Source organism: Streptomyces chilikensis (assembly GCF_001642695.1).
GTDB classification, from domain to species: Bacteria; Actinomycetota; Actinomycetes; order Streptomycetales; family Streptomycetaceae; genus Streptomyces; species Streptomyces chilikensis.
Genome location: NZ_LWCC02000078.1, coordinates 1 through 16,489, shown reverse-complemented (window position 1 = coordinate 16,489; position 16,489 = coordinate 1). Strand labels below are relative to the sequence as shown.

Here is a 16,489-nt window from a genome sequence, read left to right as displayed (position 1 = left end):
ACACCAGCGGCGCACCCGCCGCGATCGCCATGTCCATGATCTTGTGGATCTTCGTCGCGTGCGCCTCCCCCAACGCACCACCGAAGATCCGGAAGTCGTGGGCGTAGACGAACACCGTCCGCCCCTCGACCGTCCCCCACCCCGTCACCACACCATCGGTGTACGGCCGCCTGTCCTCCAGCCCGAACCCACTGGCCCGATGCCGCCGCAACTGCTCCACCTCACGGAACGAACCCGCATCGAGCAACAACTCGATCCGCTCCCGCGCCGTCAACTTCCCCTTGGCATGCTGCGCCGCGGTCGCCTTCCCGCTCGGCCCGGCCAGGGCCTGGGCGCGGATCGCGTGCAGCTCCGCCGTGCGTGCGCCCGGTCCCGCGGTGTCCGGCCCTGAGCGGTCCGGCCCTGACCGGGCGGGGGCGGTGGTCGTCGCCATGTCGGTTCCCTCCTGGGGCGAGGCCGAGTAGGTCCCGCCCCGGATCCGTAACAGGGATCGTAACAAACCGCGCGTGCGGTTTGTACGTGTGAAGCGTCTTTTCCTCGTCGGGGTGCCCTCAGCGCCAGCTGCCGGGCGCCTCGTAGTCCGTCCGCCGCTCCCACCAGCCGGACGCGGTCCGTGGCCGGATCTCTGCGGTCGGGCCGGCCTTCCGGGGCAGCGACAGCAACACGGCGGTGAGCGCGGCGAGTTCTTCCTCGCTGGCCCGCCCCCTTTCCACCCGGAGGACGGGCCCCCGGGCGTCGTTCGTCGGTTGACCGTCCATCGGCATGCGGCGACCCCCTCGGTGTCGTGATGTGGTCCACCGGACACCGTCGGATGAGCCGCTCGAGGATCGCTATGGGTCCACTGGAGGTGTGGTGGGGGCGGGTCGGCCCTTCCTTCCCCGCCGTGGAGGGGCCTGCGGCGGGCGGGAGCGCCCGGAGGTGCGGGTGGAAGCCCCAACTCCCGGGCGGAGCAGCGTTGGTGGGCCGCTCCGGCCGCTGGAGGGCCGCCGAAGGAATGGTCGCTTCCAGTTCTTGTACGACTTAAGGAGGGCTGGTGATGGAAATGAAACCGGGTGGTCTGTATCTTTACGAGGACCGGGGGAGCTCCTCCCCTCGCATTCAGGCCACTCACACCTGGGGTAACCATGTCTGCGAGCACGATCCGCATTGCCCGCCGCCGCGTCCTGGAGCGTCACCACGGGATGCCGGTGCTCAGGACGGAGAACGTTCAGCGGTTCCAGGGGCTGACCGCCACGGTTCCCAAGGAACTCGTCCACCGCGCCGGTGTCGCCGAGGTGATGCTGACCGGCTGGAACCGGATCGGTGAGGACCGCTTCTCCCTGACGGCCCAGTGGCCGCGCAGCCACAGCTTCTTCACCAGCGTCCAGGGCTGCCACGATCCCCTCCTCGCCGCCGAGACCGTGCGGCAGGCCGGCATCCTCCTGGCCCACACGGAGTACCACGTCCCGCTCGGCCACCACTTCCTGGTGCACGACCTGGACGTCTCCGTCCGCCCGGAGCACATGCGCGTCGGCCAGGCGCCGGCTTCGCTGCAACTGGACGTCAGATGCTCGGAGGTCAGACGCCGCGGCCGTGCGCTGACGGGACTCCGCATCCACGTGGAGATACGTCGCGACGGCCGCCTCGTCGCCACCGGCGGCGGTTCGCTGACCTGTGTGGCCCCCCTCGTCTACCGGCGGCTCCGGGCCGACCACCTCAGCGATGACGGCCCGTCGAAGGTGCTCCGGCTGACCGCGCCGGTCCCTCCGCAGATGGTCGGGCGGATCTCCCCCACCGACGTGGTCCTCTCCCCCCTGGGGGCCGACGACCGCTGGCAGCTGAGGGTGGACACCAACCACCCGGTGCTGTTCGAGCACGCGAACGACCACGTGCCCGGCATGGTGCTGATGGAGGCCGCGCGTCAGGCGGCCACCGCGTTCCTCGGCCGGCCCGACCTGCCGCTCGAGGTCGCCTGCCGCTTCGACCGGTACGCCGAACTGGACGCGCCGTGCATCGTCGAGGCCGCGCCGGAGCACACCGGGCCGGGTGCGAGCGCCGTGCGGGTGACCGCCACGCAGAACGGTGCGCGGGTGTTCTCCTCCACCGTGACGCTGGCCCATCCCTTCCCGGTGCAGCGCACCGCTTCCTGAGCGCGCCCCTCCCCGGGCGTCCCGCTCCCTCACGGACGTGCCGCTCCTCCTCCCCGGGCTCCGCCAAGGCGGCGCGGAAACGGCCGAGGGCCCGCCCTGGGGGCGGACCCTGCGGTCTCGCGCCGGGCCGGCCCTCGCGCCGGCGCCCCACCGGGCGTCGGCACGACCGCGTTCGCGGCGGGCCGGAGGTTCCGTTCAGACGCCGCCGGCGTTGTCGTCGGCGTTGCGGTTGACGTTGACGTTGACGTTGTTGTTGTTCGCGTTCACGTTCGAAGTCATCCGGTTCCCCTGTCGTGAGCGGTGCCCTGTGTCGTGCGGGACCGCGGACCGGGCCTCCGGCGACTTCCCCGAGTTCCTGGTCCGCGCTCGTGAAATTAGCCAGGGATCATCGAGTTCCGGTCGAGTGTTCCTCGTGCGGCGGTGGACTCCCGCGGGAGGTCAGGGGGCGGGACGAAGGCGGTGAGATGGTCGCGCGCCCAGTCCTGGAACGTCCGGGCCCCGTGGCCCGTCACCGTCCGCACGGTGTCCTCCACCCTCGCCTTCGCCCCGTCGCGCCCCCGGTCGGCGCTCTCCAGCAGCGCCTCGGCGACCGGGGCGGGATGACGTCGGCGCAGTGCCGCGCGTGCCTGGTCCCGGCTCAGCTCCTCGAAACGCAGTGGCCGGCCCAGCAGGCGGCCCAGCACCCGCGTCTGCTCGGCCGCGCTGATCGCCTCCGGCCCCGTCAGCGTGTAGGAGCTCCCGCCGTGCCCCTCCTCCGTGAGGGCCCGGACGGCCACCTCCGCCACGTCGCGGGGGTCCACGCACGAGGTGACCGCCGTTCCGTGGAGCGCGCGCACCACCTGCTCGGCGCGCACCGACCCCGCCCAGCCGAGGGCGTTGGACATGAAGGCGCGCGGACGCAGCAGCGTCCACTCCAGCCCGGACGTCCGCAGGGCCTCCTCGCAGGACCGCTGCCATCGCGTGACGAGGTCCTGCGCGTCTTGGTCGAGGACGGCGGCCGCCGACAGCTTCACCACGTGCCGCACCCCCGCCTCGCCGGCGGCCCTCAGGAAGCGGGCGTCGTCGTCGCCCTGCACGCCGTTGGTGACGAGGAACGCACGCCGCACCCCCCTGAGGGCGGCGGCGAGGGACCGCGGGTCGCGGTGGTCGCCCCGCACGGCCTCCACCGCGTGTCCCGCGGCGGTCACCCGTGCGGGATCCCTCGACATGGCCCGGACCTCGGCCCCGGCGGGAAGCCGCCTCAGCACCTCCGACCCGACCGTGCCGGTGGCACCGGTCACCAGGATCATCCGTTCTCCCTCCCGGCGGCCGGCCGGGCCCGCGTCCCGTGCCCGAGGAAATTTCAGGTCAAGGGCGGGGCGCTCGACCGACCGCGAACTGTAAGATACAAACTGGACGGTTTTTTTAGGGTGGCCCGGACCGACGGGCGGAAGGCGGGCCCACGTGGTCAAGCAGGACCGAGCGATTCGTACGCGGAAGATGATCCTCGAGTCGGCGGCGCGAGTCTTCGAGGAGCGCGGCTACAAGGCCGCGACCATCAACGAGATCCTCACGGCGGCGGGTGTCACCAAGGGAGCGCTCTACTTCCATTTCCCCTCCAAGGAGGCCCTGGCCGACGGGATCATGCACGCGCAGAACCAGTGGCGCGCCGTCCCCGAGCGTGCCTGCCGGGTCCAGCAGCTCGTCGACACCATCGCCGTGCACGCCTACCGTCTGCAGAGCGACCCGATGGTGCGGGCGGGTGTGCGGCTGACCCTCGACCAGCAGGCCGGAGGGCTCGACCGCAGCGGTCCCTTCGACCACTGGCGGCTCGTGGGCACCGAACTGCTGGAGAAGGCCGGCGCCCAGAACGAGCTGCTGCCGCACGTCGACTTCGTCGAGACCGCCGACGTCCTGGTCGGCAGCTTCGCCGGGATACAGGCCATGTCGCAGGCGCTCAGCGACTACCAGGACCTGCCGGGCCGGGTCAGTTCCCTCGTCCGTCACATCCTGCCGAGTGTCGTGGTGCCGTCCGTCCTGGCGGCCGTCGACCTGTCGGAGGGCCGGGGGGCCGCCGTCCACGCCGAACTGCTGGAGGACCCGGTGGACTTCCTGTGACGGCCGCCTGGGCCGCTCACACCGCCACCGCCTCCCCGAGACCGGCCAGGTCGACCACCGGCGGCCCGCCGTCGCCGCCGTCGGGAGCGGCCCAAGCGATGTAGCCGTCCGGGCGCACCAGCAACGCCGTGCACGGGACGCCGGGAACCGCTTCGGCGCGGACCACGCTCACCACCTCCTTCCACCGCGGTGGCAGCGTCACGTCCCCGTACCCCCCTTCCCCCAGGAGCAGCAGCAGGGGCCTGCCCTCGCGGAGCAGGGTGATCACGTCGGTGGGACCCGCGGGGGTGCGGAGGGCGGCGTTGTAGAGGAACGTTCCTTCCCAGGCGGACGCCGTCACCGGGTGGTGCGACGGCAGCCGGGTGTCCTGGGCGCTCACCCGCGCGGCCAGGGCGGCGCAACCACCGGCCGTGCGGTCCAGCAGCAGTTCCGAGAAGAGGGCGCGCACCGGGTCGAGTCCGGCGTCGGGGCGCATGAGGGCCAGTTGGGCGCGGGTGTTGTCGATGACCTGCTGTGCGGCGGGTCTTCGCTCCCGCTCGTAGGTGTCGAGCAGTCCCTCGCAGGCCGGGCCGCGGACCGCGTAGGCCAGCTTCCAGCCCAGGTTGACGGCGTCGAGCACTCCCGTGCTGAGCCCTTGCCCGCCGATGGGGAAGTGCAGGTGGGCGGCGTCACCGGCGAGCAGGACCCGGCCGGCGCGGTAGGAACGGGCGAGCAGGGAGAAGTCGCTGAACCGGCTGAGCCAGCGGGGCTGTTCCATCGGGACGTCCTCGCCGAGGATCCAGGACACCTCCCGGCCCAGCTCCTCCAGCGTGGGCGTCTCGTGCCGCGCGGGATGGGGGCCCGAGCAGTTGAGCGTCCGCAGCCGCGTCCTGCCGCCGGGGGCGTCCTTCACCACGATCCACCCGCGGTCGGTCCGGTGCCAGCCGGGCCGCAGGGCGGACCGCGTGGCCAGGGTGACGTCGCCCGCCAGTGCGGACACCGTCGCCGGGCTGGTGTCGGCCTCGATCCCGGCGAGCCGGCGGACACTGCTGCGGGAGCCGTCCGCCCCCACCACGTACTCGGCCGAGCAGGTCACCGGGCCGTCGGGCCCCTCGGCGGTCAGGTGCACCCGCTCGCCCGTCTGCCGCAGGCCGGTGACCCGGTGCCCGCGCAGGATGCGCGCTCCGGCGGCCTCGGCACGCCGCTCGAGGTGCCGCTCCAGCTCGTCCTGGGCGCACTTGAGGATCGGCTCGGGTTCCGTGGCCGGCGCGGAGACGGTCAGTCCGGGGATCCCCGCGAAGTGGAACGGCATGGTGACCGTTCCGGGGCTGTCGGCGCAGACGCTCGTGACCAGCCCGTCCAGGTGCCCGCGCCGCACGAGGCTCTGCACCGCCCGGGCGTGCAGCGTCGTCGCCTTCGGCCGCTCCGAGACCGCCGTCCGCAGCTCCACGACGACCGTGCCGACCCCCTCCCGTGCCAGTTCGCAGGCGAGCAGCAGACCCACCGGTCCCCCGCCCACCACGGCAACCTGCCCCCATACGTCCCGCGGCATCGACCCGGCCCCCCTGGCCGCGCGGCCGGCAGGCAAGGCCGGCGCGCACTCGTCGGTATGACGTTGTCCCCGCGCGGAAATATACCGGTCGACCGGTTCTTTGGCAGTAGTCCGGCGGCCCGCTTCCCGCCTGTTCACACGGCGGTCCCCGGGAGGACGGCACGCAGGGTCCCGGGGAACGGCGGGAGAACGCCGGGGGGCGCCGACCCGGTGTCCCTGACCGGGGAGGTGTCCGCCGCGTGGCTCGCCGCGCAAGGGGTGGTGCGCCTTCCGGCTGCGGCACGCCCTCACCGGCCGCCGCCGCAAGGCCAACGCCACCACCGCGAAGACGGCGGCGGAGATGCCGGTGTCGCGGGAGGAGACGATCGCCACCGCGATCGAGGCGGTCTGGCGTGAGCACATCGCCGACGGGGCCCGGCCCGGTGCCGGACACCGGCTGTCGCGCATCGGCGTCGCCGCCGACGGCACCTACTGGCTCGCCGAGATCCTCACGGACGGACGGATCACCGCCCCGGGCCTCGACAAGCATATCTCCGCCGCCTACCAGGCACCCCGGGTCACCCTCACGCCCGGCGACCACGCCGGGCACGCCCGGCTGCGCGTCGACATGGTCCTCCAGCACGCCGTCGTCGAGGCGCCGTCCCTGGAAGGGCTGGAGGCGATGCGGCGGCGGCCGGCGGTGCAGCGCCTGCTGCCGGACAGCACCGTGAGCGGCACCACCGACGAGTGGGGCCAGGTCCTCACGGTGGAGATGCCGGAGAGCGAGGCGGTCCCCGAGACCATCGACCTGCGCAAGCTCGCCCGCGCGGTCGGCGCGAAGGACATGACGCACATCTCGTGGGAGCCCCGGCAGGATGCCGGAGGCGGCATCCTGCGCGTCTTCGAACGCCACCCCCTGCGCTCCCGCCTGGAGATGCCCGAGGACGCCGTCATGCGCGAGGGGTGGGTGCCCGTCGGCGTCACCGCCACCGGCGCCACCGAATACGTCCAGCTCCACGACGGAGCCTCCGCCCGCCACCTGTTCGTCGCCGGATCCTCCGGCGCCGGCAAGTCCGTCGCCCTGGACGCCGTCATGCGCTCCGCCCACCGCGGCGGCATGGGCGTCCTCTACGGCGACGGCAAGGGCGGCTCCTCCGACTACGCCTCCCGCCTCGCCGCCTGGCGCTCCGAAGGCGGAGCCCAGGAGGCCATGCAGGCGCTCCGCGTCGGCTACGCCCTGATGCAGCACCGGCAGCAGAGCGGCCGGTGGGTCCCGGGACACAGCGGGCCGCGCATGCTGCTGATGGTCGACGAGATCAACGAGATCGACCCCACCGACCCGGAGGCGAAGTTCCTCGTGTGGCGGATCGCCAAGAACGCCCGCGCGCTCGGCATCTCCTTCATCCTGGCCGGACAGTCCATCTCCGGCGACATGGTGCCCGGCGGCGTGGCGGCACGCGACCAGGTGATCGGCAACGGCGGCGCACTGCTGTTCCGCACATCCGCCGTGCAGAAGGCGGTCGCCGGCGGATCATCCATCGCCGGCGTCGACCCCGAGAAGATCCCCCAGCACTGGCCCGACACCACCACCGACCCCACCCAGCGGGAGTCGACCGCGGGTCTCCACTACGCCACCGCAGGCGGCACGGCCGTCCAGTCCAAGACCTACGCCCCACCCGTCGACACCAGGAGCATGACGCCCGGGCAGTTCGAGCAGTGGCTGTCCGGCTACCTCGGCGACGCCGACCCGCTCCAGACGGACGCCATCCAGCGCCTGGCCGCCGAATGGCCCGGCTGGGCCCGCCGCGAGGAGATCGCGAACACCCCCGTCGACCCCAAGGCCGAACGCGGCGACACCGCGAAGAGCACCCCGGTCTCCGGCGAGGTGCTCACCGGCATGACGCAGCGACCGCGGCCAGCCGTGGCGCACACCACCGACCGGCAGAAGGTCCTCGACGCGGTCCGCAGCATCCTCACCGACGGGCCCACCCGCGGCCGCTCCCCGCTCGAACTCGTCACCCCCAAGGAGGTCCTGGAAGCCACCGGCCTCGAGCGCGGGGCCGTCGACCGCGAGCTGCGCCGAGCCGTCGACGCCGGCCAGCTCACCAACCCCGAGCGAGGCCGCTACGGGACGCCGGACCCGCAGTGACCGACGAGCCAGCTGCACCGGCACCACTCAGCCCCGGACCCCGCGTGATGCCGCCGGATCGGATCCGGCCCGGGGCACACACCACTACTCGACCATCGAACGAGAGCACCGAACCGCGATGACGCTCGTCCGACGATCGATCCCTGGGCGTAGCAGGGCCCACGACAAGCGGTTGGGGCGCCGGATCTATCCGCCGACCGGTCGGGAAGACCTGGTTCCCATAACGTTCGTGTCCATCGACTCACCGATGATGATCCAACCCCGACAAGGTCCGCGGCCTCCTGATGCCGCTCCTGCTCTGAGTTGTACGTCGATGAGCTGCTGCTCGGATAGACCGGCGGACACGGCATCTCCGTCGTCTGCCGCTACAGCCAGGACTCGATACTGCCCGGGGCCTCTGGCTCATTGCGGGTCCCTGACCGACCAGTACCCCTCAATCCTGCCTGGCCACCGGCAGGGCTTTATTTCATGTCCGGGCCAGTGAGCAAGCGACCCGTCAACGGCGATCGGCAAGAATGAGCCAGATTGAAAAAGAGTTGTGGCTTTCAGCGCCACCCCAAAACGGATAAATGATCATGCGGGCGCAGAGATCGTCCTTTTTGTTCCGCCAGAGGGAAGGGGAACTGGCCGATTTATTTTTTGCGATTTATCTGCAAGTCGATCACCCGTTTGGCGTTGTGCATATGTCGGGTAGGTAGGCCGTCGGTACTTGTGATCTACCTGGAGGCATGCATGAAGGCAATAGCCCGCACCGCGATAACTGCGGCTGTAGCGATGGCGAGCATGGGCCTCGCGGCTGTGCCGGCTGGCGCGGCCGAGGATGTCCCGTCACTGAAGAAGGTCAGCGTCGTCAAGGACGGCGCCAAGGAAACCATCACGTACGACAACGGCTCCACCTTCACGTCCGTCCCGACTGCGGAGTACGGGGCCTACGGCGCGCTGGCCGGGTCGTTTAACTGGACAGCGGACTTCCAGATCGGCTTCGAGTCCCGCACATACACCGCGGTGAACTCAGGCACGCACAAGGTGAAAGTCAACGCCATCCAGAACACCAGTGGTCAGTCCCCGGCGAACTGCACCTCAAGTCAGTCTGTGCAGGTGACTCTCTACAGAGAGGACTTCCCCACGGACACCAGCCTCGGAACCAAGACCTTGCCGTGCTCCGGCGGCACGGCAAGCTGGTCAGGTGCGCCGGCGGACACCTACTACTTCTACGTCCGAGTGACGGGCAACTACGACAGTAATGACCTGACTAGTCGTCGGGCCACCGGTACAACGACCTACCCGTAACCCCCATGCGTGCTGGCGGCCCCCTTTGTCTTGGGGGCCGCCAGCACGTGTATCAAGACGCAGCGGAGACCGCAGATGCGGTTTCACCGGAGGATCGGCGCGAGAGCCACCAGGGGCGGGTGCTGAGGGCACCGAGAAGACCTCCCGCGGCGTTGACGAGGACATCATCCACCGAGGACACACGGCCAACCGACAGCACGAACTGCAGTACCTCGACACCCGCAGACATCAGTGCTGTGACAGCGAGAACTCGCCCTAGGCTGCCGAACCTTTCACTCCGCAGGGGGAGCAAAGCGCCGAAGAAGAACAGCAGCGCCATGTTGCCTCCGACGTTGAGCAGGGTCACCTCGGAGAATGCCACTTGTACGTTGCCGAACGAGGTGGAAAGCTCGGCGAACGGAATCAAGCTCAGAGTCCGGTCGATTCCGTACCCTCGAGATAGGGTTGCGTAAAGAAAAGGCAGGATGGACGCAATCAGCAGACCGTCTAGTACTGCCATGCGGTGGAGTGCCGGCCCGGATGCCCGGTGAAGGATGAAGCGATGCAGCAGCCATGTCGTCGTTACGGCTAGCGGTACACCAGCAAGTACTGCTAGAGCCAATTCATCTGCATAGAAACTCAACATGTGACCCATGGCGCCCCTTCAAGAGATTGCAGCAGCATAGCGTTCCCTACCCATCATGATCATGGGAAACGCAGGCAGTCTTACACTGTCATCAAGACCTCGTCGTTGTCGGCCACTGAGGCCGACTGCATGGTCGATGCCACAGTCATCGACTCCGACCGACCCACCCCCATGCGAAGGCCCGCACCACTTGAGCCCTGCCGGGCAACCGGTGGGGCCTTTTCATGTTCGGGGTCAGGTCGCCGTCGTTGATGGGGGTGCTTGGTGGCGGTTGGTACTCAGTGCTGCGAGCAGGGCGTTTTCAGCCTGCGTCAGAGCGCTTTTCGGACGGCTTGTTAATGGCGTGAGCGTCACATGCAGAAAGATTCATGCCATTTTCTCGGTACGGGCGTAGCGGGATCGACTGCTTTTGTCCTTTTTATGCCCGGTTGGGTTCGCGGGACGTTATTGGTCAAGCCATTTCTTCTGTCCAGTCAGTACGACAGGGTGTATCAGCCTCCTGTGATCGGATGCATTCCAAGACTGGCGAAGCAGATATTCGCCGTTTTGGTCCTTTTTAGAGGAGTAGGTATGGCTGAGAAGGTACTCTTCCGTGCGGCCGTGACGGCTGTGGTCACCCTGGCAGCGATAGCGACGGCCCCTGTGGCCATGGCGGCTGGCACGGGCGACACAGGCGAGGTCAGTGTCCAAGCGATTTCCTGTGACAGCAGCGGCTGGCTGCCGGGCGGTGACCCGCGCGAGCGCTGCACGTCGCTCGGCAACGGGGTTCTCGCCCACAGCAAGCGGCGTAACTCGGACCTCAACACGACGGTCCTCCGCACCTCTTACTACAAGAGGGAAGGCACCGCGATCTCCGCCCAGCTCGGTCGCAACTACAACGGCAGTACCGTCTACGCTGCCGCTACCACCATCTCTTCGGGCGCCACCGTCAGTAAGTCCTGGTCGGTTTCCGGTGACAAGACCTGCCTCAACAGCGTCGGTCTGCTGAAGTACAGCGGCGGCTCGTACCAGACCCCGGTCGCTCACTGCTGAGACTGAGCTTCTTCAGAACGGCCACCGACCGGGTGACGCTTCAGAGGGTGACACGCTGCAGAACGCTGACGTCTGCCCTGCCCAAGGCGTCGTCAACCATCATCGCGGCAACACCCTCACGAGTGACGGCTGAAGGATCACTGACCCCATCGGAACAACCGGTGCCCCCGCTGCATCCGGGGGCACCGGCTGCCCATGTTAGAGAGACTTATGTTCACCGCGATTTTTGAGGGGCACTACGGCCTCCTGGCCCTTCTCGCCGCACTAGGGCTGGCACTGGGGGGCGTGGCCTGGTGGCTGGCTGCGCGCAGGAAAAATTCCTACGGTCTGTGGTGGTTCGCGCTGGCCGTCACCCTCACGGGGGTGTTGGGCGTTACCTCCTTCGGAGGCGGCAGCCGTGACGGGCGAGCGCAGTGCGTCGTCAACCATGATGTGTGGGAGCCGTTTCACACGGCTCAAGGGCTGATGAACCTGGCGATGTTCGTGCCGGTCGGCTGCTTCGCGCTGCTGGCCTTGCGCCGGCCGGTGCCCGCATTCCTGGGGGTTACCGCGCTTCCCTGCTTGATCGAACTGGGGCAGGCAACGCTTCCGTTCGTCGGACGGGGCTGTGACAGCTCCGACGTGGTCATGAATGTTCTCGGTGGCCTGGTCGGCCTTCTGGCCGCCGGCACGTTCCTCATGATGCGGGGCGGTGTCGAATGGAAGGGGTGGGCCAAACCCGCCCTGCTTTCCGGAGCCGTTCTGGCAGTTGCGGGCGTCATCACCTTCCGCACCGCAGTGATCATGGTGCACTACGACGGGACCGGTCTGAGCTCCCCGGAGTCATCCCAGAAAGCGGCGGTCACCCAGGCGGTCAAGGAAGCGTTCGGCGACCGGTTCCCCGTCACCAATGTCTACGTTCAGCCATGCCTCGATGTGCAGTGCACCAACCTGATCTTCACCGTGGGGAAGGACGGCAACGGCACGCTGCAGTGGCCGGGGAAGGAACACCTCAACATTCTCCTTGAGAACAGCAGCGCCCCGGGCGCGAACAGCTTCCCGGTGGCAGGTACCACAGCTCCGGCGGACGGCGACGAGGCGTACCGCATCGCGGAGACATACATGCGGGACCACTACCCGTGGGCAGCCAAGACCTCCTTGCACAAGACAGTGCCTGTCGGGGAGCAGGCCGAGTTCGGGTGGATCACCAGCTGGCGCTTCATGAAGAACGACGTCCTCATGCCCCGCATGCTCGACGTCCAGGTGAACAGAGCTGGCCGCATTTCCCAGATCGACGTCAGCAGGGGCCCCACGGCACTCGATCTGCCCACCCCGAAGATCAGCAAGAAGAAGGCAGAGGAACTCGCCCTCACCTACCTACGTGACGAGGCCAGTGCGAACGGGAGCTCCCTCGGAGACATGGACGCGGATGCCTTCGCCATCAAGGCAGTCAACCGGGGCAACGGGTGGCGCCCGGAATGGATCGTGAACAGCCAGCCGCCGAACGCCGGCCCCGATGTGGCCCCCGCGACCAACTGGGTCGATGCCCTCGACGGCACCGTCCACGCCAGCCAGTACCCCTCCCAATAGGCACACACTCCCGGCCAGGTGGCCGACAAAGCCAGGAGATGATCGACACGCACCGTCACAGCCCCGCTGGTCCGGCGGGGCTTTTGCGTTTCCGGGGCCGGGCCGCGATGTCGGCTGCAGCGGCTCGATGGTGACCGCGCCAGAGCGCAGCGGGCCGGGGACGCGCCCCGCGGCTGGAGCCGGTCAGCCGTCTGCGGACAGTCGGGGGGCTTGTCGGACCCGCACGTGTCCAGCGGTCTGGTCGACCTCCACCACGTAACCGGCCTGGGTGAGGAGGCCCGATGTGCGTGTGCCGTCGGTCAGCGGCTCGCCTTCACTGCGTCCGAGGTGGCGGCGCGGAACGCGGCGGTCGAGTCGAAGTGGGCGCGGAAGTAGCCCTTCGACCTGGTGCCGGGGAGATCGGCCGAGAAGACGAAGCCGTCGTTGGCCAACTGTGCCTCCACCGTGCTCAGGTCCGTCCACCGCTCCCCGTCGTCGGAATGCTGGATGCGCACCAGGACGGTGGCGGGTGTCCAGTCGCCGGGGAACTCCATCGCTCCATCGGCACGGACGCCGTCCTGGGTCCGGGTGGCCGAGAAGGCGGTGAACACCGAGGCACGCAGCACGGTGATCGTGGCGCTGTTCGCCGAGGCGGAAGCGATGAACGGGTCCTCGGTGTGCGACTCAAGCCGGAAGCTGCCGGTCTCGTAGGGGGAGAAAGAGAAGGTGACCCTGCCGTCCTCACCCGTGGTGAACTGCCCGACGCTGTCCCAGCCGCCCGAGGCCTCCTCGAAGATCACCCCGCCGCTCTGGCTGGCGAAGGGAATCCAGCCCTGCGCAGTCTCACGCTCCAGCGTCGCGGCGAGCGTGGTCTCCTGACCGAAGTCGACGGTCATGGGGTCCTGCGGAGTCTCGACGGTCCAGCGCGTGGCCACCTGCCGGACACCGATGTCAATCATCTGGGACTCGCCGTAGAGCACGCCCGGGTGGTCGCCGGAGTAGCGGTAGACCGCCTGGACGGGCACCGCGGCGTTCACGTCGACCGTGCCGGCGAAGTGGCCCTGGGCGTCGGTGCGGACGGTGGCCTCCGTCCAGTAGTCAACATCGAGGTCGACCGGGTGGTCCGCCAGCGGCCTCAGCTCGCGGGTCGCCGGCCACCGGCCCTTGAGCTCACCTTCGACGCGCACCGCACGGTTGTCGACATCGACCTCGGCGCGGTCGGTGCGCACGTCCTCGAGGACGGCCTGCATGTAGTAGGACAGCCGGCCCGCGGAGTTGTCCGTGGTGACGTCCCCGTCGGCGTCCGTCGCCTCGACCCGCACGTCGTAGGTGCCGAGGGCGGCGAGGTCGAGGGGCTGCTTGGTGTGCCAGATGCCGTCGTCAGGAGTGCCGGACGAGAGGGCGAACGCGTCGTTCTCCACGACGGCGACCTCCTCCCCGGTGGCCTGGGAGACGATGTGCGCCCTGACCGCCGTGACGGGGCTGTCGGAACGGACGGAGACGGCCAGGGTGCCGAGGTCGTCCGTGACACTGCTCGCGTAGCGCACATCGGGCGCCTGCGACTCCGCGGCGTTCGCCGCCGGCGTGCCGGCCAGCAGGAGTGCGGCGGCGGCGCTCACAGCGGCCCGGGCCGTGAATCTTCTCAACTTCTGGTTCCCCCAGGGAGTGAGCAACGTCTGCTCGCGAGGTGTCCAAGCTTTTGCCGTGGACACGCAATTGCTCCGCAGTTCTACCGCAGGCCGCCGACACCCGGCCCCTCAATATCCTCCGCATGGCCGCCCCCGCGCCTTCGTCGATGTCCGCAAGCGGATCTCTATTCGGATTCCCTGTTGTGGTCCCTTTGCCGGGCGAGGCTCCGAGCTTGTCCTGTGGCGGGGAGCTCCGCCGTGGCCGGGCCGGTTTGCCGTCCTCCGCACCGTCTCACCAGACCGCCCGCAGTCAGGCGTCCCGCCTGACGCGACGCCTGGTCACGGCTGCTTGAGTTGTCGTCTGCCACGAGAACGTCAATGGTTCTGCCATGAGATGTCAGCGGCGACGCGGGAGTTGTGCAACATGCGCTGACTTTGTCTCCAAGCCTGGCGCAGATTTTGGGGAGCTGTCACGGCGGGTCACTGGTTGTACGAACCGAGAGCTATCGGACGAAAAAGATCAAAAGGCAGCTCTACAGGCGGGCCGGATTCGCACTACTCCGCAAAATGATCTGATCCTGCTCCAGTAACCAAGCAGCCGCACGCTCAGGGGATCAGCCGCGGTTGAGGTGCGGCAGCGACGCACAGAGGCGCTCAGGAAATTCCGGCAGGACTTTGTTGATCCCGCCGCACCCCGCATCGCCGTTCATGGCGACCGGCCGCCAGCCCGAGGTCTTGGCCTGGTAGAACCAGCGCTGGGAGACATTAGAGGAGGTGCATCCGTCACCGGCGTCACCGCACGCCGGCCCCATTCGGGTCGACAGGTCCAGCACCAGCCACGTGTCGTCGCAGCCGCGTTCCTCCCAGCTCGTGTGCTTGGGGATGTCCGTGTCGTTGACCGCCTGTCGGTACGAGGACGAGGTGCAACGCGGCGGCGTGGGGTCGCAGCCGTTCTCACCACACTGCCGCAGGGCGGGTGGCGTGGCACCGACGGGGGTGTACACGTCCATGCTGTTCACCATGACCCTGCGGGAGCCCAGGGGCTCGCCCAGCTTCACCGTCGCTTGGACCCGCCGCGTGCCGGTGCAGCCGGAGTTTTGGTTCTGGGAACGGGTCTCGTATGTGACCTTCACGTATACCGTGCCGTGCTCGATGGTGTCGAGGTCACCGCGCAGGCTGCGTACGCAGTCGCGTGTCCCGTCGGGCACTTCGGCATCGACCACCAGAGACCGGCCGTCGTCGGCGGCACGGACGCCGACAATGCGAATCGGAGCGGCGAGCGTCCAAGCGGCGGCCGTGGCGACTTCTGTCGCCTCCGCATCGGTCTCGGCGGTCTTGGTACCGCAGCCGGTGAGGACCAGGGCCGCGCCGAGCACGACCACCCATATTCCCCGCTGCCACATGTCATGCCCCCATCCGCTGGCGAACCGCAGCCTAGCGTGCCCCTAGAGGTCGTCCCGTAACTGCTGGTCAGAAGTGAGATGATCTTGCCGTGGCTGGTGTGATCACGGCGTCGGAGCCCTCCTGGATAGGTCCGTTCACGGGGCTGAGCCCGCGGCAGTTCAGCAAGCTGATCACCGCGTTGCGGCGCGAGGGAGCCGATCCGGTCCGTAAGGGCCGGCCGTGGTCGCTGCCGTTGGAGGACCGGGTGCTGCTGGTGGCCGCGTACTGGCGCACCAACCTCACCCTGCGCCAGCTCGCCCCGCTGTTCGGCGTCTCCAAGTCGGCCGCCGACCGGATCGTCGACCACCTCGGACCAGCTCTTGCGCTCCAGCCCAGACGACGGTTCCGCAAGAACACCGTGCTCATCGCGGACGGCACGCTGGTCCCCACCCGCGACCGGGCCGTGGCCGCTTCCAGCAAGAACTACCGCTACTCCACCAACCACCAGGTCGTCATCGACGCCGACACCCGTCTGGTCGTGGCCGTCGGCACGCCGCTGCCCGGAAACCGCAACGACTGCCGGGCCTGGGAAGACTCCGGCGCCAAGGCCGCCGTCGGCACCACCCCCACGGTGATCGCCGACGGCGGCTACCGGGGCACCGGCCTGACCATCCCGCATTACCGTCGGCACAAGAACGAGGACCTGCCGCCCTGGAAGGAGGAACACAATGCCTCCCACCGCAAGGTCCGCGCCCGCATCGAGCACACCTTCGCCCGGATGAAGAGCTGGAAGATCCTGCGCGACTGCCGCCTCAGAGGCGACGGCGTCCACCACGCCATGCTCGGCATCGCCCGCCTGCACAACCTCACTCTCACCGGATGACAGACAAACGAGCAGGTCAACCGGCATGCCTCAGGGCATTTACGGGACAACCTCTAGCTGTCAGCAAACCCTGTCATCAGCCGCCATCGGATCTGATTGGATCGGCGCCGCTGTCGGGCCCCGGAAAGTCCGGGTTCATTGAGCTTCTTCAGCGTTGCCGCTCCAGGGTGAGGACCGCCTTGGCGATTGACGTCATGCGGTTCGGACTGCATCGG

General features: G+C 68.8%; 14 protein-coding genes. 7 read left to right on the top strand and 7 right to left on the bottom strand.

The window, feature by feature from the left end; all coding sequences use genetic code 11:
* Both A2U95_RS23010 and A2U95_RS23005 read right to left on the bottom strand, forming a co-directional pair.
* Window positions 1–433, bottom strand: a 433-nt coding sequence (locus A2U95_RS23010) for a carboxyl transferase domain-containing protein (RefSeq protein ID WP_277350969.1), incomplete at its 3' end; no start/stop codon positions are given.
* Window positions 434–551: 118 nt separating this feature from the next.
* Entirely contained in the window at window positions 552–764 is a 213-nt protein-coding gene (locus A2U95_RS23005) for an acyl-CoA carboxylase subunit epsilon (RefSeq protein WP_240957759.1), read from the bottom strand.
* Between the two features lie 360 nt (window positions 765–1,124).
* On the opposite strand from A2U95_RS23005, the gene A2U95_RS23000 reads away from it, so the two are divergent.
* Entirely contained in the window at window positions 1,125–2,129 is a 1,005-nt protein-coding gene (locus A2U95_RS23000) for a ScbA/BarX family gamma-butyrolactone biosynthesis protein (protein ID WP_240957757.1), read from the top strand.
* A 374-nt stretch (window positions 2,130–2,503) separates the two neighbouring features.
* Here the strand turns inward: A2U95_RS23000 and A2U95_RS22995 are convergent, their stop codons facing one another.
* Window positions 2,504–3,418 (bottom strand): SDR family oxidoreductase, encoded by a 915-nt coding sequence (locus A2U95_RS22995; protein WP_166026297.1) that lies wholly within the window; start codon window positions 3,416–3,418, stop codon window positions 2,504–2,506.
* 154 nt (window positions 3,419–3,572) lie between these two features.
* On the opposite strand from A2U95_RS22995, the gene A2U95_RS22990 reads away from it, so the two are divergent.
* On the top strand, window positions 3,573–4,226 hold the full coding sequence (locus A2U95_RS22990) for a ScbR family autoregulator-binding transcription factor (protein ID WP_166026295.1): 654 nt from the start codon (window positions 3,573–3,575) through the stop codon (window positions 4,224–4,226).
* Between the two features lie 16 nt (window positions 4,227–4,242).
* Here A2U95_RS22990 and A2U95_RS22985 read toward each other — a convergent pair whose 3' ends face one another.
* Window positions 4,243–5,757 carry an FAD-dependent monooxygenase gene (locus A2U95_RS22985; RefSeq protein WP_166026293.1) on the bottom strand — a complete coding sequence of 505 codons (1,515 nt, stop codon included), beginning with the start codon at window positions 5,755–5,757 and terminating at the stop codon, window positions 4,243–4,245.
* A 340-nt stretch (window positions 5,758–6,097) separates the two neighbouring features.
* Between A2U95_RS22985 and A2U95_RS22980 the strand changes: the two genes are divergently transcribed.
* Together A2U95_RS22980 and A2U95_RS22975 are read left to right on the top strand one after the other, a co-directional pair.
* Complete coding sequence (locus tag A2U95_RS22980; protein ID WP_166026291.1) at window positions 6,098–7,885, top strand: type IV secretory system conjugative DNA transfer family protein; 1,788 nt, start codon at window positions 6,098–6,100, stop codon at window positions 7,883–7,885.
* Window positions 7,886–8,617: 732 nt separating this feature from the next.
* A complete protein-coding gene (locus A2U95_RS22975) occupies window positions 8,618–9,175 on the top strand; it encodes a hypothetical protein (protein ID WP_206283030.1) in 558 nt (185 codons plus the stop codon).
* Between the two features lie 52 nt (window positions 9,176–9,227).
* Here A2U95_RS22975 and A2U95_RS22970 read toward each other — a convergent pair whose 3' ends face one another.
* Entirely contained in the window at window positions 9,228–9,809 is a 582-nt protein-coding gene (locus A2U95_RS22970) for a VanZ family protein (protein ID WP_166026288.1), read from the bottom strand.
* A gap of 561 nt (window positions 9,810–10,370) precedes the next feature.
* On the opposite strand from A2U95_RS22970, the gene A2U95_RS32865 reads away from it, so the two are divergent.
* Together A2U95_RS32865 and A2U95_RS22960 are read left to right on the top strand one after the other, a co-directional pair.
* Complete coding sequence (locus A2U95_RS32865; protein ID WP_240957754.1) at window positions 10,371–10,832, top strand: hypothetical protein; 462 nt, start codon at window positions 10,371–10,373, stop codon at window positions 10,830–10,832.
* Window positions 10,833–11,042: 210 nt separating this feature from the next.
* Window positions 11,043–12,401 carry a VanZ family protein gene (locus tag A2U95_RS22960; RefSeq protein ID WP_166026286.1) on the top strand — a complete coding sequence of 453 codons (1,359 nt, stop codon included), beginning with the start codon at window positions 11,043–11,045 and terminating at the stop codon, window positions 12,399–12,401.
* Window positions 12,402–12,700: 299 nt separating this feature from the next.
* Here A2U95_RS22960 and A2U95_RS22955 read toward each other — a convergent pair whose 3' ends face one another.
* The gene (locus tag A2U95_RS22955) at window positions 12,701–14,026 is read right to left on the bottom strand and encodes a hypothetical protein (RefSeq protein ID WP_166026284.1); all 1,326 of its coding nucleotides are present in this window, start codon (window positions 14,024–14,026) and stop codon (window positions 12,701–12,703) included.
* A gap of 596 nt (window positions 14,027–14,622) precedes the next feature.
* Complete coding sequence (locus tag A2U95_RS22950) at window positions 14,623–15,390, bottom strand: hypothetical protein (RefSeq protein ID WP_166026282.1); 768 nt, start codon at window positions 15,388–15,390, stop codon at window positions 14,623–14,625.
* A gap of 110 nt (window positions 15,391–15,500) precedes the next feature.
* On the opposite strand from A2U95_RS22950, the gene A2U95_RS22945 reads away from it, so the two are divergent.
* Window positions 15,501–16,274 (top strand): transposase, encoded by a 774-nt coding sequence (locus A2U95_RS22945; RefSeq protein WP_166026280.1) that lies wholly within the window; start codon window positions 15,501–15,503, stop codon window positions 16,272–16,274.
* Window positions 16,275–16,489: the final 215 nt, after the last annotated feature.